Annotated in this window: 19 protein-coding genes; 8 read left to right on the top strand and 11 right to left on the bottom strand. The window is 70.2% G+C overall.

What is annotated here, in order from left to right; translation table 11 throughout:
* On the bottom strand, nt 1–712 hold a 712-nt coding region (rfbD, locus tag A9X04_RS21915), incomplete at its 3' end, for a dTDP-4-dehydrorhamnose reductase (RefSeq protein WP_067924961.1).
* 98 nt (nt 713–810) lie between these two features.
* Here rfbD and A9X04_RS21910 point away from each other — a divergent pair.
* The 4 genes from A9X04_RS21910 (at nt 811) to ctpC (ending at nt 5,559) form a co-directional block, all read left to right on the top strand.
* On the top strand, nt 811–2,283 hold the full coding sequence (locus A9X04_RS21910) for an LCP family protein (RefSeq protein ID WP_067924957.1): 1,473 nt from the start codon (nt 811–813) through the stop codon (nt 2,281–2,283).
* Nucleotides 2,271–2,993, top strand: coding sequence for a TIGR03089 family protein (locus tag A9X04_RS21905; protein WP_197509287.1), 723 nt, complete (start codon nt 2,271–2,273; stop codon nt 2,991–2,993). The genes A9X04_RS21910 and A9X04_RS21905 overlap by 13 nt, the downstream gene beginning before the upstream one ends.
* A gap of 99 nt (nt 2,994–3,092) precedes the next feature.
* The gene (locus A9X04_RS21900; protein WP_067924953.1) at nt 3,093–3,374 is read left to right on the top strand and encodes a DUF1490 family protein; all 282 of its coding nucleotides are present in this window, start codon (nt 3,093–3,095) and stop codon (nt 3,372–3,374) included.
* A gap of 10 nt (nt 3,375–3,384) precedes the next feature.
* Complete coding sequence (gene ctpC / locus A9X04_RS21895) at nt 3,385–5,559, top strand: manganese-exporting P-type ATPase CtpC (RefSeq protein ID WP_067924950.1); 2,175 nt, start codon at nt 3,385–3,387, stop codon at nt 5,557–5,559.
* A gap of 91 nt (nt 5,560–5,650) precedes the next feature.
* On the opposite strand, the gene A9X04_RS21890 is transcribed toward ctpC, so the two are convergent.
* On the bottom strand, nt 5,651–7,264 hold the full coding sequence (locus tag A9X04_RS21890) for an AMP-binding protein (protein WP_082975178.1): 1,614 nt from the start codon (nt 7,262–7,264) through the stop codon (nt 5,651–5,653).
* A gap of 115 nt (nt 7,265–7,379) precedes the next feature.
* Between A9X04_RS21890 and A9X04_RS21885 the strand changes: the two genes are divergently transcribed.
* Complete coding sequence (locus tag A9X04_RS21885) at nt 7,380–8,294, top strand: class I SAM-dependent methyltransferase (protein ID WP_067924964.1); 915 nt, start codon at nt 7,380–7,382, stop codon at nt 8,292–8,294.
* A 14-nt stretch (nt 8,295–8,308) separates the two neighbouring features.
* Nucleotides 8,309–9,502, top strand: coding sequence for a CoA transferase (locus tag A9X04_RS21880; RefSeq protein WP_067924947.1), 1,194 nt, complete (start codon nt 8,309–8,311; stop codon nt 9,500–9,502).
* Nucleotides 9,503–9,506: 4 nt separating this feature from the next.
* Here the strand turns inward: A9X04_RS21880 and A9X04_RS21875 are convergent, their stop codons facing one another.
* From A9X04_RS21875 to A9X04_RS21850, 6 genes are all read right to left on the bottom strand, one after another.
* Entirely contained in the window at nt 9,507–9,947 is a 441-nt protein-coding gene (locus A9X04_RS21875) for a response regulator (protein ID WP_067205287.1), read from the bottom strand.
* On the bottom strand, nt 9,944–11,476 hold the full coding sequence (locus A9X04_RS21870) for a CHASE3 domain-containing protein (protein WP_082973126.1): 1,533 nt from the start codon (nt 11,474–11,476) through the stop codon (nt 9,944–9,946). Before A9X04_RS21870 ends, A9X04_RS21875 begins: the two co-directional genes overlap by 4 nt.
* A 71-nt stretch (nt 11,477–11,547) precedes the next feature.
* Nucleotides 11,548–12,741, bottom strand: coding sequence for a PP2C family protein-serine/threonine phosphatase (locus A9X04_RS21865; RefSeq protein WP_067924943.1), 1,194 nt, complete (start codon nt 12,739–12,741; stop codon nt 11,548–11,550).
* Nucleotides 12,742–12,878: 137 nt separating this feature from the next.
* On the bottom strand, nt 12,879–14,048 hold the full coding sequence (locus A9X04_RS21860) for an acyl-CoA dehydrogenase (RefSeq protein WP_067924940.1): 1,170 nt from the start codon (nt 14,046–14,048) through the stop codon (nt 12,879–12,881).
* A 16-nt stretch (nt 14,049–14,064) separates the two neighbouring features.
* Nucleotides 14,065–14,580 (bottom strand): 5-(carboxyamino)imidazole ribonucleotide mutase, encoded by a 516-nt coding sequence (gene purE / locus A9X04_RS21855; protein ID WP_067924936.1) that lies wholly within the window; start codon nt 14,578–14,580, stop codon nt 14,065–14,067.
* Nucleotides 14,573–15,802, bottom strand: a complete 1,230-nt coding sequence (locus A9X04_RS21850; RefSeq protein WP_082975176.1) for a 5-(carboxyamino)imidazole ribonucleotide synthase — start codon at nt 15,800–15,802, stop codon at nt 14,573–14,575. Before A9X04_RS21850 ends, purE begins: the two co-directional genes overlap by 8 nt.
* A gap of 97 nt (nt 15,803–15,899) precedes the next feature.
* Between A9X04_RS21850 and A9X04_RS21845 the strand changes: the two genes are divergently transcribed.
* Nucleotides 15,900–16,559 carry a GtrA family protein gene (locus A9X04_RS21845; RefSeq protein ID WP_067924930.1) on the top strand — a complete coding sequence of 220 codons (660 nt, stop codon included), beginning with the start codon at nt 15,900–15,902 and terminating at the stop codon, nt 16,557–16,559.
* Here A9X04_RS21845 and A9X04_RS21840 read toward each other — a convergent pair.
* Genes A9X04_RS21840 through A9X04_RS21830 form a run of 3 tightly spaced genes read right to left on the bottom strand, consistent with a single transcriptional unit; the run spans nt 16,514 to nt 19,462 of the window.
* The gene (locus tag A9X04_RS21840) at nt 16,514–17,032 is read right to left on the bottom strand and encodes a PH domain-containing protein (protein WP_067924928.1); all 519 of its coding nucleotides are present in this window, start codon (nt 17,030–17,032) and stop codon (nt 16,514–16,516) included. The genes A9X04_RS21845 and A9X04_RS21840 overlap by 46 nt on opposite strands.
* Before the next feature lie 10 nt (nt 17,033–17,042).
* Complete coding sequence (locus A9X04_RS21835) at nt 17,043–17,855, bottom strand: biotin--[acetyl-CoA-carboxylase] ligase (RefSeq protein ID WP_067924925.1); 813 nt, start codon at nt 17,853–17,855, stop codon at nt 17,043–17,045.
* A gap of 17 nt (nt 17,856–17,872) precedes the next feature.
* A complete protein-coding gene (locus A9X04_RS21830) occupies nt 17,873–19,462 on the bottom strand; it encodes an FAD-binding protein (RefSeq protein WP_067924922.1) in 1,590 nt (529 codons plus the stop codon).
* A gap of 35 nt (nt 19,463–19,497) precedes the next feature.
* On the opposite strand from A9X04_RS21830, the gene A9X04_RS21825 reads away from it, so the two are divergent.
* A partial coding sequence (locus A9X04_RS21825) for an acyl-CoA carboxylase subunit beta (RefSeq protein WP_304442408.1) occupies nt 19,498–20,450 on the top strand: 953 nt, incomplete at its 3' end.

Here is a 20,450-nt window from a genome sequence, read left to right as displayed (position 1 = left end):
GGGCCGGGTCGGCGCCGCACTCGGAGAAGATCGCCCGGGTCTGCTCGAAGCGGGACACCGCGCCCTCGTTGGCGGCGTGCAGAATGGGCCCGGGCACGTGGTCGTCGGCGACCTGCAGCAGCGCGGCCGCCAGGTCGCCCACGTAGGTCGGCGACCCGACCTGGTCATCGACCACCCGCACCGGGCCGTCCCCCGCGGCCAGCCGGCGCATCACGGCGACGAAGTCCTTGCCGTCACCGCCGGTGTAGACCCAGGCGGTCCGGACGATGACGGCCTCCGGCAGCGCCGCCAGCACGGCCTCCTCCCCGGCCAGCTTGCTGCGGCCGTACACGCTCTGCGGGGCGGGTTGGTCGCTGGGCTCATACGGGTGCGGCGGCGCGCCGCCGAAGTCACCGTCGAAGACGTAGTCCGTGGAGACGTGGATGAACCGGGCGCCGGCGCGCGCGCAGGCCCGGGCGATGTTCTCGGGGCCGGTGGCGTTGACGGCGTAGGCGCCAGCCTCGTCGCTCTCGGCGCCGTCGACGTCGGTATAGGCCGCGCAGTTGATCACCACGTCGCCGCGCTGGACGACGCGCTCGGCGGCGGCGCGGTCGGTGATGTCCCACTGCGACGACGTCAGCGCAAGGACGTCGCGGTCCTTACCGGCCGCCAGCGAGCGCAAAAACCCACCCAGCTGGCCCCCGGCACCGGCGATCACGATCCTGCTCGACATGGTCTGAGTCTGGCATGCCCGGGAAAGCGCGGGCGAACGCCGGGGCGCGCGGTGCTTCGCTACCCGCGAAGCGTGTGGGTCGCAAGTAATCTGATGGGATGCCTGTGCATCGTGTGATTCGTGTGATTGCGACCGCGCTCACGCTCGCGGTCGTGCTCGGCACCGGGCTCGCGTGGAGCAACGTCCGGTCGTTCGAGGACGGCATCTTTCACATGTCCGCACCTTCGCTGGGCAAGGGCGGCGACGACGGCGCGATCGACATCCTGCTGGTCGGCCTCGACAGCCGCACCGACGCGCACGGCAACCCCTTGTCTCAAGAGGAACTGGCCACCCTGCGGGCCGGCGACGAGGAAGCGACCAACACCGACACGATCATCCTGATCCGCATCCCCAACAACGGGAAGTCGGCGACCGCCATCTCGATCCCCCGTGACTCCTACGTCGCGGCCCCCGGGCTGGGCAAGACGAAGATCAACGGCGTCTACGGCCAGACCCGCGAGGCCAAGCGCACCAGCCTGGTCAAGGCCGGCGACTCCGCCGAGGACGCGGCGGCGCAAGGCACCGAGGCCGGGCGCGAGGCCCTGATCAAGACCGTCGCCGACCTCACCGGCGTCACCGTCGACCACTATGCCGAGATCGGCCTGCTGGGTTTCTCCTTGATCACCGACGCGCTCGGCGGCGTGGACGTCTGCCTCAAAGAGCCGGTGTTCGAACCGCTTTCGGGTGCCGACTTCCCGGCCGGACCGCAGCGGCTCGACGGGCCCGAGGCGCTCAGCTTCGTCCGCCAGCGCCACGAGTTGCCGCGCGGCGACCTCGACCGGGTGGTGCGCCAGCAGGTGGTGATGGCCTCGCTGGCCCACCGCGTCATCTCCGGCAAGACGCTGTCCAGCCCCACGACGCTCAAACGGCTGGAGGCGGCCGTGCAGCGCTCGGTGGTGATCTCGCAGGGTTGGGACGTCATGGATTTCGTCCAGCAGATGCAGAAACTGGCCGGCGGCAACGTCGCGTTCGCCACCATCCCGGTGCTGGACGGGGCCGGCTGGAGCGACGACGGGATGCAGAGCGTGGTGCGGGTGGACCCGCATCAGGTCCAGGACTGGGTCAACGGGCTGCTGCACGACCAGGAGCAGGGTAAGACCGAGGAGATCGCCTACACCCCGGCAAAGACCACCGCCAGCGTGGTCAACGACACCGACATCAACGGCCTGGCGTCGGCGGTATCCCAGGTGTTGACGGCCAAGGGATTCGGTGCGGGCACGGTCGGCAACAACGACGGCGGCCACGTCAAGGGCAGCCAGGTGCGGGCGGCCAAGACCGACGACCTCGGCGCCCAGGAGGTGTCCAAGGAGCTGGGCGGGTTGCCGGTGGTCGCCGACCCGTCCGTCGCGGCGGGCTCGGTGCGGGTGGTGCTGGGCAACGACTACAGCGGCCCCGGCTCGGGGCTGTCCGGCACTGGGACGGTGATGCCCGCCAAGGTGTCCAACGTCGGTGCGGTGGCACCCGACCCGAACGTCCCGGCGCCCTCGCCGATCCTGACCGCCGGTTCCGACAAGCCCGAGTGCATCAACTGAGCACGCTGTCCGGGGCGATCCTCGAGCCGATGCTGCGGGCCGACCCGGTCGGCCCGCGCATCACCTACTACGACGACGCGACCGGCGAGCGGATCGAGTTGTCCGCAGCGACGCTGGCCAACTGGGCGGCCAAGACCGGCAACCTGTTGCGCGACGAACTGGGCGCCGGGCCGGGCAGCCGGGTCGCGATCCTGCTGCCCGCGCACTGGCAGACCGCGGCCGCGCTGTTCGGGGTGTGGTGGATCGGCGCGGAGGCGGTGTTCGCGGGGCCTTCCGACGTGGCGCTGTGCACCGCCGAACGGCTCGACGAGGCGGACGCCGCCGTGGCGGCATCGGGGGGTGAGGTGGCGGTGCTCTCGCTGGACCCCTTCGGCCGCCCGGCCCCCGACCTGCCGATCGGCGTCACCGACTACGCCACGGCCGTCCGGGTGCACGGCGACCAGATCGTCGCCGAACGCCATCCCGGCCCCGCGCTCGCCGGCAGATCGGTCGACGAGGTGCTGGCCGATTGCCGGACATCGGCCGCGGCAAGGGATTTGACGGCCGCCGACCGGGTCCTCTCCACCGCCGCGTGGTCCGGACCCGCGGAGCTGATGGACGGGCTGCTGGCGATCCTGGCCGTCGGCGCGTCGCTGGTGCAGGTGGCCAATCCCGACCCGTCGGCGCTGCCGCGCAGGATCGAGACCGAAAAGGTCACCCGGGTGCTGTAGGCCCGCGGGCCCGCGCCGATTCATATTGATATCGCAATATTTCGATGTTAACGTCGAGCGAGCATCAGCTGACGCTGCGACGACGAGGAGGTCCGGGCAATGGCGGGATACGCGCTCTTGGCAAAGGCGGCATCGACGGTGGTGACCGGCCTCGTCGGCGTGACGGCCTACGAGGTGGTGCGCAAGGCCGTGGCCAAGGCCCCCCTGCACGAGACCGCGGTGTCGGCCGCCGAGCTGGGGCTGCGCGGGACCCGCAAGGCCGAGGAGGCCGCCGAGTCGGCCCGGCTCAAGATCGCCGACGTGATGGCCGAGGCCCGCGAACGCATCGGCGAGGAAGCCCCCACCCCGTCCATCGCCGACGCCCACCAGCACGACCACTGATCGCGCGGGCATGTCCGTCGACACCGCCGCCCTCCCCGACCTGACCACGGAAGACCCTGCGCTGCAGATCATTTCGGATGCCGCCGGGCGCATGCGCGTTTCCGTCGCGTGGCTGCGCTGCGACTCCCGGCGCGCGGTCGCGATCGAGGAGTCCGTCGCCCAGCAGGACGGCGTGCGCGTGGTGCACGCCTATCCGCGCACCGGATCCGTCGTCGTCTGGTATTCGCCGCGGCGCTGCGACCGCTCCGCCGTGCTGGCCGCGATCGGCTCCGCCGCGCACGTCGCCGCCGAGCTGATCCCGGCACGCGCGCCGCATTCGTCGGAGATCCGCAACACCGACGTGTTGCGGATGGTGGTCGGCGGTGTGGCGCTGGCGTTGCTCGGCGTGCGCCGCTACGTGTTCGCCCGGCCGCCGCTGCTCGGCCCGAACGGCCGGATCCTGGCCACCGGTGTCACCGTCTTCACCGGCTACCCGTTCCTGCGCGGCGCGCTGCGCTCGCTGCGGTCGGGTCGGGCCGGCACCGACGCTCTGGTGTCGGCGGCGACCGTAGCCAGCCTGCTGCTGCGCGAGAACGTGGTGGCGCTCACCGTGCTGTGGCTGCTCAACATCGGCGAATACCTGCAAGACCTCACCCTGCGACGGACCCGGCGGGCCATCTCGGAACTGCTGCGCGGCAGCCAGGACACGGCGTGGATCCGGCTGCCCGACCAGGCCGAGGTTCAGGTGCCGATCGACAGCGTGCAGATCGGCGACGAGGTGGTCATCCACGACCACGTCGCGATCCCGGTGGACGGCGAGGTGATCGACGGCGAGGCCATTGTCAACCAGTCCGCGATCACCGGCGAGAACCTGCCCGTCTCCGTCCTGGTCGGCGCGCACGTGCACGCCGGGTCGGTCGTGGTGCGCGGACGCCTGGTGGTGCGCGCCCAGGCCGTCGGCAACCAGACCGCGATCGGGCGCATCATCAGCCGGGTCGAGGAGGCCCAGCACGACCGGGCACCCATCCAGACGGTCGGCGAAAACTTCTCCCGCCGTTTCGTTCCCACCTCGTTCGTCGTCTCCGCCCTCACCCTGGCGGTCACCGGCGACGTGCGCCGCGCGATGACCATGCTGCTGATCGCGTGCCCCTGCGCGGTGGGCCTGTCCACCCCGACCGCGATCAGCGCCGCGATCGGCAACGGCGCGCGCCGCGGCATCCTGATCAAGGGCGGCTCGCACCTCGAGCAGGCGGGCAGGGTCGACGCGATCGTCTTCGACAAGACCGGCACGCTTACCGTCGGCCGCCCCGTGGTCACCAATATCATCGCCCTGCACAAGGATTGGGAGCCCGAGCAGGTGCTGGCGTATGCAGCCAGCTCGGAGATCCATTCGCGGCACCCGCTGGCCGAGGCGGTGATCCGCTCGACCGAGGAACGCCACATCACCATCCCGCCGCACGAGGAGTGCGAAGTGCTGGTGGGTCTGGGCATGCGGACCTGGGCCGACGGCCGCACCCTGCTGCTCGGCAGTCCCGGGCTGCTGCGCGCCGAAAAGGTGCGGGTGTCCAAGAAGGCGTCGGAGTGGGTGGACAGGCTGCGGCGCCAGGCGGAGACCCCGCTGCTGCTCGCGGTCGACGGCAAGCTGGTGGGGCTGATCAGCCTGCGCGACGAGGTGCGCCCCGAGGCCGTCGATGTGCTGAAGGAGCTGCGGGACAACGGTATTCGCCGGATAGTCATGCTCACCGGCGACCACCCGGACATCGCCGAGGTGGTGGCCGAGGAGCTGGGCATCGACGAGTGGCGCGCCGAGGTGATGCCCGAGGACAAGCTCGAGGTGGTCCGCGGGCTGCAGGACGAGGGCTACCTGGTCGGCATGGTCGGCGACGGCATCAACGACGCGCCGGCGCTGGCCGCGGCCGACATCGGGATCGCCATGGGCCTGGCCGGGACCGACGTCGCCGTCGAGACCGCCGACGTGGCGCTGGCCAACGACGACCTGCGCCGCCTGCTCGACGTGCGCGATCTCGGCGCCCGGGCCGTCGACGTCATCCGGGAGAACTACGGCATGTCGATCGCGGTCAACGCCGCGGGCCTGATCATCGGCGCCGGCGGGGCGCTGTCCCCCGTGCTCGCCGCGATCCTGCACAACGCCTCGTCGGTCGCGGTGGTGGCCAACAGCTCCCGGTTGATCCGGTATCGCCTTTAACCGCCGCGAAACTGCAACTGGCGACGGCATTACTCGGCGAACGCGTCGCGGAATACAGTTTCGCGACGAAAACCGGTGTAACACCACCATGTCAAGCCTGGCTGGTCAGCACCCGCTTGAGCACCTTGCCGCCCGCGTTGCGGGGCAGTGCGTCGACGAAGCACACGTCGCGGGGAACCTTGAACCGCGCCAACCGGTTGTGGACGTAGTCCTGGACGTCGCGTTCGGTCAGTGCCGCGCCGGGCCGGACCACGACGTAGGCCCGCAACCGCTGGCCGAACTCCTCGTCGTCCACGCCGACGACCGCGACGTCGACGATGTCGGGGTGATGGGCGAGCGCGTCTTCGACCTCGCCGGGGTACACGTTCTCCCCGCCGGAGACGATCATCTCGTCGTCGCGGCCGTCGATGAAAAGCCTTCCGTCGGAATCGAAATGGCCGACGTCGCCGGTCGACATCAGGCCCCGGATCGATTCCTTGGTGCCGCCGCCGGTGTATCCCTCGAAGGCCAGCACGTTGCCGACGAAGATCCGCCCCGGCGTCCCGGGGGGAACCTCCTGGCCGTCGTCGCCGAGGATTTTGACGACCGATCCGGGCACCACCGCGCCCACGCAGCCCGGCGCGACCGCCAGGTCTGCGGGCGTGGCGATGGTGGCGTAGGCGACCTCGGTGGACCCGTACATGTTGTAGACCACGGGGCCGAGCGCCTCGAGCGCCCGGGTGGCCAGCGCGGCACCGAGCTGGGAACCGCCGATGAACACGATGCGCAGTGAGGACAGGTCGTGCTCGGCCAGGGCCGCCGGACCCAGGTCCAGAATGCGCCGCAACATGATCGGCACGACGATCATGGCGCTGGCCCGGTGCGCGGCCACGCCGGCCAGCGCCTGCCGGGCGTCGAAGTGGCGGCGCAGCACCAGGGTCGAGCCCAGCACCATCGCGTACATCGCGTGGCTGAAGCCCATCGAATGAAACAGCGGCACACAGCATTCGGTGACTTCCCGGCCGCGGAACGGGGCCTTGCCGAGCAGGCCGCCGACCGGTATCAGCGAGCTGGGTTCCGAACGCGCGGCGCCCTTCGGGGTGCCCGTCGTCCCGCTGGTGGAGATGACGATCTTGGGGCGCCCACCCGACGGCGGCGGCGGGCCGGGATCGCCGCGCTCGATCAGCGCGTCGAGGCTGTCGGGGGCGGGCGCCTGGGTCCACGCCCGGATCCGGCCCAACCTTGGCTGGACGTCGGCGATGACGGCGTCGTACTCCTCGTCGTACACCAGCAGGTCGGCGCGTTCCCGGGACAGCATCTCGGCGAGTTGCGGGGCGCCGAAACCGGTGTTGAGCAGCAGGACGCCGGCGCCGCACTTGGCGGCGGCGTACACGGATTCCAGGAAGCCCCGGTGGTTGCCCACCAGGATCGCCACGGCGTGGCCCGGGCCCAGGCCGAGCCGCCGCCACTCGTTGGCCAGCGCGTTGGTCCGCGAGTCCAGCTCACCGAACGTCAGGGGTCCGCGCTCGTCGATCAGCGCCAAACCGTCGCGGTCCCGCCCGGCGGCGATCGCCGTGGCCGCCCCGAGCAGGCCGAAGCGCTCCACGGCGCGCAGCACCGGAAAGATTCGTCCGGGCGCGATCAACCGCAGGCCCCCGGAACGGGCATAGAGCAGGAGCGACCGGGCTTCCAAACCCGCCCGCCCGAAAATTCGCACCGTCTGCACACGTCGATGCTGCCGCCCGGTGCGGCCTCGGACAAGGGCGTAACGCCACTACCGGGTGGGCCTTTGGTCACCATCGTTACTCTGGTTAACGACTCGCCGGAAAGGGGCAATGCCGATGACGCGCACCGAGAATGACACCTGGGGCCTGGCCACCAGCGTGGGGGCCACCGCCACCATGGTGGCGGCCGGACGGGCCCGGGCCACCCGCGACGGATTGATCGACGACCCGTTCGCCGAGCCACTGGTGCGCGCCGTCGGCGTCGACTTCATGACACGATGGGCCGCCGGGGAGTTGAGCTCCGCCGACGTCGACGAGCCCGGCGCCCCGTGGGGCATGCAGCGCATGACCGACATGCTGGCCGCGCGCACCCGGTACATCGACGCGTTCGTCGCCGAGGCCGGCGACGCCGGCATCCGCCAGGTGGTCCTGCTGGCCTCGGGCCTGGACGCGCGGGCCTACCGGCTGCCGTGGGCGGCGGGCACCGCGGTGTTCGAGATCGACCAGCCGCAGGTCATCGAATTCAAGACCGCCACCATCGCCGAGCTCGGCGCCGAGCCCACCGCCGAGGTCCGGGCCGTCCCGATCGACCTGCGCCACGACTGGCCGTCGGCGCTGCGCCGGGCCGGCTTCGACGCCGCGCGGCCCGCCGCCTGGGCGGCCGAGGGCCTGCTCGGTTTCCTGCCGCCCGAGGCGCAGGACCGGCTGCTCGACGACATCACCGCGCTCAGCGCCGACGGCAGCCGCCTGGTCGCCGAGGTCTTCATCAACTCCGGCACCAACGGCGACGCCCTGAACGCCGCCAGCCAGAAGTGGCGGGACAACGGCCTGGACATCGCGCTGGGCGACCTGGGCTTCCCGGGCGAGCGCACCGACGCCGCCACCCACCTGGAGCGGCTCGGCTGGCGCACCGTGCGCACACCCCTGAATCAGCTGTTGGCCGACAACGGGTTACCTTTGCAGCGCACCGACCCCGGTGCGCCGTTCGCCCAGAACTACTACTGCACTGGGGTCTTGAAGCAGGCCGGATGACAGGAAGGCCACCCATGGCAGACAGCGCCCCCGCCAACCCGCTTGACGGATTCCGGGTTCTCGACTTCACCCAGAACATCGCCGGGCCGCTGGCCGGGCAGGTGCTGGCCGACCTGGGCGCCGAGGTCATCAAGGTCGAGGCGCCCCACGGCGACGCGGCCCGGCAGATCACCGCGGTGCTGCCCGGGCGCCCGCCGCTGCCCACGCTGTTCCTGCCGCACAACCGCGGCAAGAAGTCGGTGGCGGTGGACCTCACCGACGAGGAGGCCAAGCAGCAGATCCTGCGGCTGGTCGACACCGCCGACGTGGTGCTGGAGGGGTTTCGTCCCGGCGTGATGGAGCGCATGGGCCTGGGCCCCGACGACCTGCGCGCCCGCAACCCGAGGCTCGTCTACGCGCGGCTGTCGGCCTACGGCGGCAACGGCCCGCACGGCAGCAGGCCGGGCGTGGACCTGATGGTCGCGGCCGAGTCGGGCATGACCACCGGGATGCCGACGCCGACCGGCAAGCCGCAGATCATCCCGTTCCAGCTGGTCGACGCCGCCAGCGGGCACGTGCTGGCCCAGGCGGTGCTGGCCGCGCTGCTCAACCGGGAGCGCCATGGCGTGGCCGACGTGGTGCGTGTCGCCATGTACGACGTCGCGGTCAACCTGCAGGCCGGGCAGCTCACCATCCACCTCAACAAGCCGGCCGAGGCGCCCAAGCCCGACGCCACACCGAAACCCAAGAAGCGCAAGGGAGTTGGTTTCGCGACGCAACCGTCGGACGCGTTCAAGGCGGCCGATGGGTACCTGGTGATCAGTGCGTATGTGCCCAAGCACTGGGCCAAGCTGTGCGAGATCATCGGCCGCCCGGACCTGCTGACCGACGAGCGGTTCATCGACCAGCGTTCGCGCGCAATGAATTACGCCGAGCTGACCGAGGAACTCGAGGCGGCGCTGGCCGCCAGGACCGCGGCGGAGTGGGTTGAGCTGCTCCAGGAAGGCGGCCTGATGGCCTGCCTGGCCTACACCTGGAAGCAGGTGGTGGACACCCCGCTGTTCGCGGAGAACGAGCTCGCGCTGCGGGTGGGCAGCGGCGAGGACTCGGTCACGGTGGTCCGCATGCCGGCGCGCTACTCGAGCTTCGACGCGGTGGCCACCGATCCCCCGCCCGCGCCCGGGCAGCACAACGACGCATTCCTGAACGCGCCGCAGACCACGCCGTAGGCCGTCACAGGCTGGGCAGCCGCACCACCTGGACGAAGAACTCGTCGATCTGCCGGACCGCCTTCATGAACTGGTCCAGGTCTACCGGCTTGGTCACATAGGCGTTGGCGTGCAGCTTGTAGCTGCGCAGGATGTCCTCCTCCGCCGAGGAGGTGGTGAGCACGACGACCGGGATGCGGGCCAGGTCCGGGTCGGACTTGATCTTCTCCAGCAGTTGGCGGCCGTCGTATTTCGGCAGGTTCAGGTCCAGCAGGATGAGGTCGGGCCGCGGCGCGTCCTCGAATTTGCCGCGCTGGTAGAGGTAGTCGAGTCCCTCCTCCCCGTCGTGCGCCACGTGCAGCCGGTTCTTGAGTTTGTTGTGCTCGAACGCTTCTCGCGTGATGAGCTCGTCCCCCGGGTCGTCCTCGACGAGCAGGATGTCGATCGCTCTGCCCTCTGATGTCACTGATGCGCTCCTTCCAAAGCGGCTGAGTCTGCGTGCTCGGCGGGCTCGGGCCCGGCCATGGGCAGGGTGAACTCGAACCGCGTCCCCTCGGTGCGGGACGTGTCGATCCGAATGGTGCCGCCATGGTGCTCGACGATCTTCTTGACCAGGGCGAGCCCGACGCCGGTCCCCGCGTACACATCGCGGCCGTGCAGGCGCTGGAAGATGACGAAGACCTTGTCGGCGAACTCGGCCGGGATGCCGATGCCGTTGTCCGACACGGTGATCACCCATTGGCCGTCGTGATTGCCGATGCCCGGAGCGCACTCGATGACGACGCGGGGCGGGCGATCCTTGTGCCGGAACTTCACCGCGTTGCCGACGAGATTCTGCCACAGCATCGTCAGCAGCGTCGGGTCGCCCTTGATCTGTGGAAGGGCGTCGGGGCGCACGATTTCGGCCTGCGACTCATCGATCGCGACGGCCAGGTTGGCCAGGCCGGAATCCAGCGTCGCGTCGAGGTCCACATCGGTCTCGGTGGTGCCCAGCCGGCCGACGCGCGAGAACGTGAGCAGGTCGTTGATCAGCGCCTGCATCCGCTTGGCCCCGTCGACCGCGAAGCCGATGTATTCGATGCCCCGCTCGTCGAGCTTGTCGCCGTAGCGGCGCTCCAGCAGCTGGCAGAAGGAGGCGACCTTGCGCAGCGGCTCCTGCAGGTCGTGCGACGCGACATAGGCGAACTGCTCGAGTTCGGTGTTGGACCGGCGCAATTCGGCGGCCTGCTCGTCCAGTAGCGCCTGGGCCGACCGCGACACCTCGAGTTCCTCGACCATCCGCTTGCGCATGTTCTCCACGTCGATGGCCATGTCGCGAACGTCCTTGGGCCGCTTCGGCGCTGCGATGCTCTCCTCGAAGCTGCCCTGGGTGATCCGCCGGCACGCCGCGGCCAGCGCGGCGAGCGGACGGGCGACCGTGTCGCGGACCAGGAACCCCAGCAGCCCGGCCGTGATGAAGAACAGCAACACCATGGCGCCGAACACCCGGTCCCGCCAGGCGTCGGTGTGCTTGAGCTCGGCCGCGGCGGCCACCCGCGCCGCCGACAGGTTCGCGTTCTGCCTATCGAAAAGCGTTCTCAGATGGTCGAATTCGGTCTTTCCGCGCTCCGCCGACGGCTTGCTCGCGACGTTCTTGCCGTTGGGCAGCACCGTGGCGATGACCGGCTCGGCGTAGCTGGCCCGCCAGTTGGCGGCGGCGTCCTCGATGGCGGCGAGGTCGACGATGAGATCCGGGCGCTGACCCAGGCACCGCCGGATCTCTTCCGCCGCGGCCTGTTCGGCGTGTTGCCCGTCGTAGTACGGCGTGAGGAATTGCCGGTCCCCGGCCAACAGGTAGCCGCGGATTCCCGTCTCCTGGTCACGCAGCGCGGCCTGCAGCTGGAAGGCCGCCACGCGCGCCGGCTGGATGCTGTCGACGAGCTGGTCCGTCATGTCGTCCGTGCGGTTCAGCAGCGACGCGCCGACCAGCGCGCCGGCCAGCACCATGACGCCCATGCTGACCAGGACGAGGGCCTGCCATCCGCGCACGGTGAGCTGCGACAGCCGCAAGCGGCGCAACGTCGGGGTCACCTGGTGGTCCTTTCGACCCGCAGGACGGCGATGTCGTCGGTGAGCCCGCCTCGCGGCTGGGCGAGTTGCTGCGCCCCGTCGATGAGCGCGTCGACGAACTCCGGCCCCGGCCGGTTGGCGTGCGACCGGGCCAGCTCGAGCAGGCCGTCCTCGCCCAGGCGTTGGGCGCCCGGTCCCGAATACCCCTCGAACAGCCCGTCGGTGAGCAGCAGCAGGCCGTGACCCGGCGGCAGGTCCATCTCGTGCCGCGGCCAGTCGTCGTCGGCGCGCAGACCCAGCGCGGGGCCACCCGGCGGCTCCAGCCATTCGACGGTGCCGTCGCGCTGCAACAGCATCCCGGGATGGCCGGCCCGGATCGCGGTGATGCGCGAGCTGTCGGGCGGGATCTCCAGGCTCAGGACGGTCGCGAAAACCCCTGTGCCCGTTCGTTCGGAGTGCAGCACCCGCTCGAGCTGCCGCATCAGCTCCACGCCCTGCACGCCGGCGAAGGTGAGCGCGCGGAAGGCGATCCGCAGCGCCGCGCCCAGGGCGGCCTCGTGCGGCCCGTGCCCGGCGACGTCGCCGATCAGGACGTGGACCACCCGGTCGGGCGTCTGCACCACGTCGTAGAAGTCGCCGCACAGCAGCGCGTCCTCGCGGCTCGGCCGGTACCGGGCGACGATGTCGACGCCCGGGTTGTCCAGCAGCAGCGGGGACGGCAGCAGCCCGCGTTCCAGCAGCGCGTTCTCCCGGGCCCGCAGCCGGGTGGCGTGCAGGTCGGCGGCAATCAGCTCGGCACGCTTGCGCTCGATCGCGTACAGCAGCGCGCGCCGCAGCATCTCGGGTTCGACGCGACCCTTGACCAGGTAGTCCTGGGCGCCGGCGGCGACCGCGGAAGCCCCGAAGTACTCGTCGTTGAGCCCGGTCAGCACGACGATCGGCACCGTGGCGTCGCGCTTGGCGATGCGGTCCAGCGCGTCGATGCCGTTGGCGTCGGGCAGGTGCAGGTCCAGCAGCACGCAGTCGGGCCGGGCCGAGGCCAGTTCACGCTCGGCGTGGGCCATCGACTGCGCCCACACCACCCGGATGTCGGCGACCGCGTCAGCGATGAGGTCCTCCACCAGCACCGCGTCGGCGCGGTCGTCCTCCACCAACAGCAAAGACAAGGACTGCCAATTCGCCGCCGGGGTCACTGGAGCGCGCACCGGCATCAAGTCCCGGTCATCCGGGGATGCGCAGAGGACGCCACGCTGTTCACTTCAGACCCCCTGCCGCGGGCACGACTCATCGCACGACTCTACGTCCGGCCCTACCACCCCGGATGGTGAACCGCCGGAGATCCTATCGGTCAGCGCAGCAACGCCCGTGACATGACCACGCGCTGAATCTGATTGGTGCCCTCGTAGATCTGGGTGATCTTGGCGTCGCGCATCATCCGCTCGACCGGGAAGTCCACGGTGTAGCCCGCGCCGCCGAACAGCTGCACCGCGTCGGTGGTCACCTCCATCGCGACGTCAGACGCCCAGCACTTGGACGCCGCGGAGATGAAGCCCAGGTTGGATTCGCCGCGCTCGGCGCGCGCCGCCGCGTGATAGACCATCAGCCGGGCCGACTCCAGCTTCATCGCCATGTCGGCCAGCATGAACTGCACGCCCTGGTTATCACTGATCGGGCGGCCGAACTGCTTGCGATCCTTGGTGTAGGCGATCGCGGCGTCCAACGCACCCTGAGCGATGCCGACCGCCTGGGCGCCGATCGTGGGCCGGGTGTGGTCCAGCGTCGCCAGCGCGGTCTTGAAGCCGGTGCCCGGCTCGCCGATGATCCGATCCCCCGGGATGCGACAGTTCTCGAAGTACAACTCGGTGGTCGGTGACCCCTTGATGCCCAGCTTGCGTTCCTTGGGACCGACGGTGAAACCCTCGTCGTCGGCGTGCACCATGAACGACGAGATGCCGCCTGAGCCCTTGTCCGGGTCGGTCACCGCCATCACCGTGTACCAACTCGACTTGCCGCCGTTGGTGATCCAGCACTTGGCGCCGTTGAGGATCCAGCCATCCCCGTCGGCCTTGGCCCGGGTACGCATCGACGCCGCATCACTGCCGGCCTCCCGCTCGCTCAGCGCGTAGGACGCCATCGCCGAACCGTCGGCGATCTGCGGCAACACCTGCTTCTTCAGCTCGTCCGACCCCCGCAGGATCAGCCCCATGGTGCCCAGCTTGTTCACCGCGGGAATCAGCGACGCCGACGCATCAACCCGGGCGACCTCCTCGATCACGATGCACGCCGCCACCGAGTCCGCACCCTGCCCGCCGTACTCCTCGGGCACGTGCACCGCGTTGAAGCCCGACGCGTTCAACGCCGCCAGCGCCTCATCCGGGAACCGCGAGTTCTCGTCGACATCGGCGGCGTGCGGGGCGATCTCCTTCTCCGCCAACGCGCGGATCGCGGCCCGCAATTCCTGGTGTTCCTCGGGCAACTGGAACAGATCGAACGTGGGGTCTCCGGCCCAACCAGCCATCACGAGCCTCCTCTAGCTACTCGCCGGTAACTTTACCCTGACGCTGCTGCAGCGCTTCATCCTTGGCCCGCACGCTCTCGGCCAACTGGTCGGAGAACTCGACGATCCGCGCGCGCAGCGCCGGGTCCGACGAGCCGAGCATGCGCACCGCGAGCAGTCCCGCGTTGCGGGCGCCCCCGATCGACACCGTGGCGACCGGGACGCCCGCCGGCATCTGCACGATGGACAGCAACGAATCCAGGCCGTCCAGCCGCGCCAACGGCACCGGCACCCCGATCACCGGCAGCGGCGTCGCCGAGGCCACCATCCCGGGCAGGTGGGCGGCCCCGCCGGCGCCGGCGATGATCACCTCGATGCCGCGGTCGGCCGCCCCGCGCGCGTAGTCGAACATCACCTGGGGCGTGCGATGCGCCGAGACCACCCGGACCTCGGCCGGAATGTCGAAGTCGGCCAGCGCGGCCGCGGCGTCGGCCATCACCGACCAGTCGCTGTCGCTGCCCATGATCACCCCGACCCTGGGGTTTCTAGTCATGTGGGTCCCATCCGTCCGTCCACTGCGCGTGTGACAACCAGTGTGCCGCCCGCTCGGCGCGTTCCCGCAGCGCGGCCACCTCGGCCATGTCGGCCCCGAGGAAGTTGACGTGGCCGACCTTGCGGCCGGGCCGTTCCTCCTTGCCGTAGAGGTGCACGCGGGCGTCGGGCATCCGCGCGAACAGGTGGTGCAGCCGCTCGTCGACCGTCATGGCGGGCCGCTGCGGCGCGCCGAGCACGTTGGCCATCACCGTCACCGGCGCCACGGCGTCGGTGTCGCCCAGCGGATAGTCCAGCACGGCCCGGACGTGCTGCTCGAACTGACCGGTCCGCGCGCCGTCCATGGTCCAGTGCCCGGAGTTGTGCGGCCGCATCGCGAGCTCGTTGACCAGCAGCTCCCCGTCGACCGTCTCGAACAGCTCGACGGCGAACACCCCGACGACGCCGAGCTCGGCGGCCAGCCGCAACGCCAGCTGCTGGGCGGCGGCGGCCACGTCGCCGCGCAGCTCGGGCGCGGGGGCGATCACCTGGACGCAGATGCCGTCGCGTTGCACGGTCTCCACCACGGGCCACGCCGCGCCCTGGCCGAACGGGGAGCGCGCGACGAGCGCCGACAGTTCGCGGCGCAGGTTCACCTGTTCCTCGGCCATCACCGGCACCCCATCGGCCAGGAAGGCGGTCGCGATTTCGCGGGCATGCGAGGGGTCGCGGGCCATCCGCACCCCTCGCCCGTCGTAACCCCCGCGGACCGCTTTGACGACCACGGGGCCGGCAATCCGCCGCGCGAAGGCGTCGAGTTCGTCGATGGTTGCGATCTCGGCATAGCGGGGCACCGGGACACCCAGGGTCTCCAGCCGCCGGCGCATCACCAGCTTGTCCTGGGCGTGGACCAGCGCCTGCGGCGGCGGCGCCACGTTGACGCCCTCGGCGACCAGCTTCTCCAGCAGTTCGGCCGGCACGTGCTCGTGGTCGAACGTCAGCACGTGGGCCCCGGCCGCCACCCGGCGCAGGTCCTCCAGATCGGTGTGCGAGCCGATCACGACGTCCGGGGTGACCTGCGCGGCCGGCTCGTCGGCGGCGGTGGCCAGCACCCGCAGCGTCTGCCCCAGGGCGATCGCGGCCTGGTGGGTCATCCGGGCCAGTTGACCGCCGCCGACCATGGCGACCAACGGCGAGACTGCGGGGACGGCTCCGGGCGGGTGTGTACTCGGCACGGCCATCATGGTGTCACGGCGCCGGCGGCGTGTTGACCGGCGGTGACGCCGAAATGTTATGTACGATTTTGCGTCGATTTTGTGTGCGTCCGTAGACTGACGACTTGTGCCCTTCGCCGAAGCCGCAATCGAGCGTCTGCCCGGATTTATTCAGCCCTATTTGCTGCGCCACCACGAACTGATCAAATTCGCCATCGTCGGCGGAACGACCTTCGTGATCGACTCGGCGATTTTCTATACCCTCAAGCTGACAATTCTGGACTACAAGCCGGTCACCGCGAAGGTCATCGCCGGCATCGTTGCGGTCATCGCGTCCTACGTGTTGAACCGCGAATGGAGCTTCCGCGATCGCGGCGGCCGCGAACGTCACCACGAGGCGCTGCTGTTCTTCGCGTTCAGCGGCGTGGGCGTGCTGCTGTCCATGGCGCCGCTGTGGTTCTCCAGCTACATCCTGCAGCTGCGGGAGCCGATGGTGTCGCTGACCGTGGAGAACATTGCCGACTTCATCTCCGCCTACATCATCGGCAACCTGCTGCAGATGGCGTTCCGCTTCTGGGCGTTCCGGCGCTGGGTGTTCCCCGACGAGTACGCGCGCAACCCCGACAAGGCGCTGGAGTCCGCGCTGACCGCCGGCGGCATCGCCGAGATGCTCGAGGACGAGATCGAGGGCGGGAACGTCACGCTGCTGCGGGCCTGGCGCAACCGGGCCAGCCGGCTGACTCAGCCGGGCGACTCCTCCGAACCGAGGGTGTCGAAAACCTCGTGATACAGCAGCGCGTGCACCTCGCGCAGCCGCGGAATGTCGTAGAACTCCAACGGATCTTGTGACGCCGATTCGATAATCAGCGTCCCGGTCCGAAACATCCGCTCGGTAATGCGGTCACGGAATTCCACGCTGTTGATCCGCGCCAGCGGGATATCGATCCCGGTGCGGGTCAGCACCCCGTGCCGAAACATCACCCGTCGATTCGTGACCACGAAATGGGTGGTCAGCCAGCTCAGGAACGGCCACAGCGTCAGCCAGCCGACGATCACCAGCCAGATGCCCCAGATGACGGCGTAGATGACGTTCTTGGCCGGCTGGCCCCAATGCGTCGAGTTCAGGTAGCCGGACCCGAACGACGCCAGCGCGGTCGCCAGCAGGAGGGCCAGGACGGGCCAGATCAGCCGCTTCCAGTGCGGGTGGCGATGGATGATCACCTGTTCGCCGGCGGCCAGGACGTTATCCGGGTAGCTCACCTGGCGAAAGTTACCGCAAATGCACCACGTCACCCGCCGAAACGACGACGGTCTGTCCCCCGGTCTCGATGCACAGCCTGCCCTGGTCGTCGACGGCGCTCGCCATCCCGACGATTTCCTTGCCGCCGGGCACCTGCGCGCGCACGCGGTTGCCGATGGTCAGGCTGCGCGCCCGGTAGTCGGCCGCCAGCGCCCAGTCCGCCCCGCGCGCGGCGCGCCAGGCGACGATCCGCCGTCCGAGCTCTCTCAGCAGCCCGCACACCAGCCGGGTGCGGTCGGGCGCCGGCACGCCCAGGTCGAGCAGCGAGGTGGCCCCGTCGACGCCGCCCGGAGCCTCGAAGACGTTGAGCCCCAGGCCGATCACCACCACCGGCTTCGCCACCTCGGCCAGGATGCCGGCCAGCTTGCCCGGCGCATCGGGGGGTCCGGCCAGGACGTCGTTGGGCCACTTGAGCCCCACCCGAACCCCGTCGAGCAGCGGGGCGAGCGTGTCGACCACCGCCACCCCGGTGGCCAGGGGCAGCCAGCCCCACCCGGCGGTCGGCACGTCGACGATGCTGACGCCCACCGACATCGTGATCTGCGTCCGCGGGGTGGCCGACCAGCCGCGGCCGTGCCGCCCGCGGCCGGCGGTCTGGTGCTCGGCGATCAGCACGGCGCCCGCCACATCGGTCCCCGACGTCGCCTGCGCGAGCAGGTCGGCGTTGGTGGAGCCGGTCTGCTCGACGACGTCGAGCCGGCGCCAGCCGAGCCCGGTGCCGATCAGCTCGGCTCGTAATGCGGTCTCGTCCAACGGTGCTGGGAGCTGGTCTCGGTCTGTCACTGGACCCAGCCTAGAACTCAGCGGACCCGGCGGCTCGTGGCGTCGAGCATGTCCAGGACGGCCAGGTGACTGAACAGCATGCTGGTTCCGATCGGGTTGCCGCCGCCGGGATAGGCGGTGCCGCTGGGCGCGGCCATCGTGTTGCCGGCGGCGTACAAACCGGGGATGGGGTTGCCGGACGTGTCGAGCACCCGGGCGGCGGTGTCGGTGCGCAGGCCGCCCTTGGTGCCCAGGTCCGAAATGCCGAAAGCCGCGGCGTGATACGGCGGGCGATCGATGGGCACCAGGGGCGAGGCGCCCCCCGAGAACGCGCGGTCGAAAGCCTCGTCGCCCCTGCCGAAGTCCTCGTCGACGCCGGACGCGGCGAAGCCGTTGAACCGGGCCACCGTTACCGCCAGCTGCCGACCGGGGACACCGATCTTGTCGGCCAGCTCGTCCAGGGTGTCCGCGGAGTGCCACAGGCCGGCCGCGACGTAGCGCTCCGTCTCGACGATGGAGACGTTGGCCGCCTTCACCGGCGGCACCTCGCCCTCCCTATCGTCGTAGATCATCCAGTACGGCAACGTGATTGACCCGTCCCGCAGTTGCTCGATGATCTCGCGGCCGGCCCGGTCGTAGGCCCGGGACTCGTTGACGAACCGGTTGCCGTCCTGGTTGACGAAGATGCCGCCGGTGAACCACAGCGCGAATGCCGAGCGGCCGTCGGGATGCGTCATGCCGGGCGACCACCACGCCTGGTCCAGCAGGTCGGTGTCGGCGCCCGCGGCGATGCCGGCCTGCAGCGCCAGGCCGCGACTTCCCGGGCCGCCCATGGTGTCTCGTGCGTCGCCCGGCACCCCGTATCTGCGCCGCAACTCCTCGTTGTTCTCGAAACCGCCGGCGGCCAGCAGCACCCCGAGCCGGCTCCGGATCGCGCGGCGCTCACCGTGACTCTCGACGATCGCGCCCGTCACCCGCCCTTCTGGCCCGTCGGACATCACCAACTCGACCAGGGCGGTGTCGCGCTGCAGCGACGCCGTCGGGTACTGCGCAATCGCCTTGAGGAACCGCGCGATCAGCGCGCGTCCCCCGACGTAGTAGTCGGAGGGCGGTTCCGCGCCGAGCCGGTCGGTGTCCAGCGGCCCGCGGATCGCCTCGCGCAGTTCGGGGGCGGCGGCCACCTTCCAGGGCTTCGCGGCGATGTGGCGCTGGCCGTCCAGCCGCGCCTTCGGCGCCTTGCCGTAGTAGTCCGGCCAGGGCAACGGCACGAACTTCAGCAGGGGGTCGGCCTCCAGGTACTCGATCAGCCCGGCGCCGCCGCGGACGTAGGTGTCCTGCAGTTCGCGGGGGGTGCGGTCACCGACCACGGCGTGGTAATAGGTGAGCGCGTCCTCGATGGTGTCGTCAACACCGGCCCGCACGAGCACCGGGTTGCACGGGAACCAGACGCCGCCCCCACCCGAGTAGGCGGTGGTCCCGCCGAATTTCGACGTCGCCTCCACCAGCAACACGTCCAGACCCTCGCGCGCCGCGGTGTAGGCACCGGTGACCCCGCCACCGCCCGATCCCGCGACCAGCACATCGCATTCGGCCGCCCAGTCCGCAGTTCCCACCGGGCGGGCGTCCATCAGCGGAGACTACCGCGCCGCTAAGCTCGACTCCCATGACAAGCGTTACCGACCACACCGCGGAGCCCGCAGCCGAGCACACCATCGACATCCACACCACGGCAGGCAAGCTCGCCGAGCTGCACAAGCGCCGGGAAGAGTCGCTGCACCCGGTGGGCGAAGAGGCCGTCGACAAGGTGCACGCCAAGGGCAAGCTGACCGCCCGCGAGCGCATCCTGGCGCTGCTTGACGAGGACTCGTTCGTCGAGCTCGACGCGCTGGCGCGGCACCGCAGCAAGAACTTCGGCATGGAGAACAACCGCCCGCTCGGCGACGGTGTGATCACCGGTTACGGCACCATCGACGGCCGCGACGTGTGCATCTTCAGCCAGGACGCCACGGTGTTCGGCGGCAGCCTCGGCGAGGTCTACGGCGAAAAGATCGTCAAGGTCCAGGAGCTGGCGCTCAAGACCGGCCGCCCGCTGATCGGCATCAACGACGGCGCCGGGGCGCGGATCCAGGAGGGCGTCGTCTCGCTCGGCCTGTACAGCAAGATCTTCCGCAACAACATCCTGGCCTCCGGCGTGATCCCGCAGATCTCGCTGATCATGGGCGCCGCGGCCGGTGGGCACGTCTACTCCCCCGCCCTGACCGACTTCGTGGTGATGGTCGACCAGACCAGCCAGATGTTCATCACCGGGCCCGACGTCATCAAGACCGTCACCGGTGAGGACGTCACGATGGAGGAGCTCGGCGGCGCGCACACCCACATGGCCAAGTCGGGCACCCTGCACTACGTCGCCTCCGGCGAGCAGGACGCCTTCGACTGGGTGCGCGACCTGCTGAGCTACCTGCCGCCCAACAACGCCACCGACGCGCCGCGCTACGCCGAGCCCGTCCCCGAGGGCGCGATCGAGGACAACCTCACCGAGGAGGACCTCGAGCTGGACACGCTGATCCCGGACTCGGCCAACCAGCCCTACGACATGCACGAGGTGATCACCCGCAT

Source organism: Mycobacterium sp. E3247 (assembly GCF_001667785.1).
Taxonomy (GTDB): Bacteria; Actinomycetota; Actinomycetes; order Mycobacteriales; family Mycobacteriaceae; genus Mycobacterium.
This window is presented reverse-complemented; position numbering and strand designations above follow the sequence as displayed.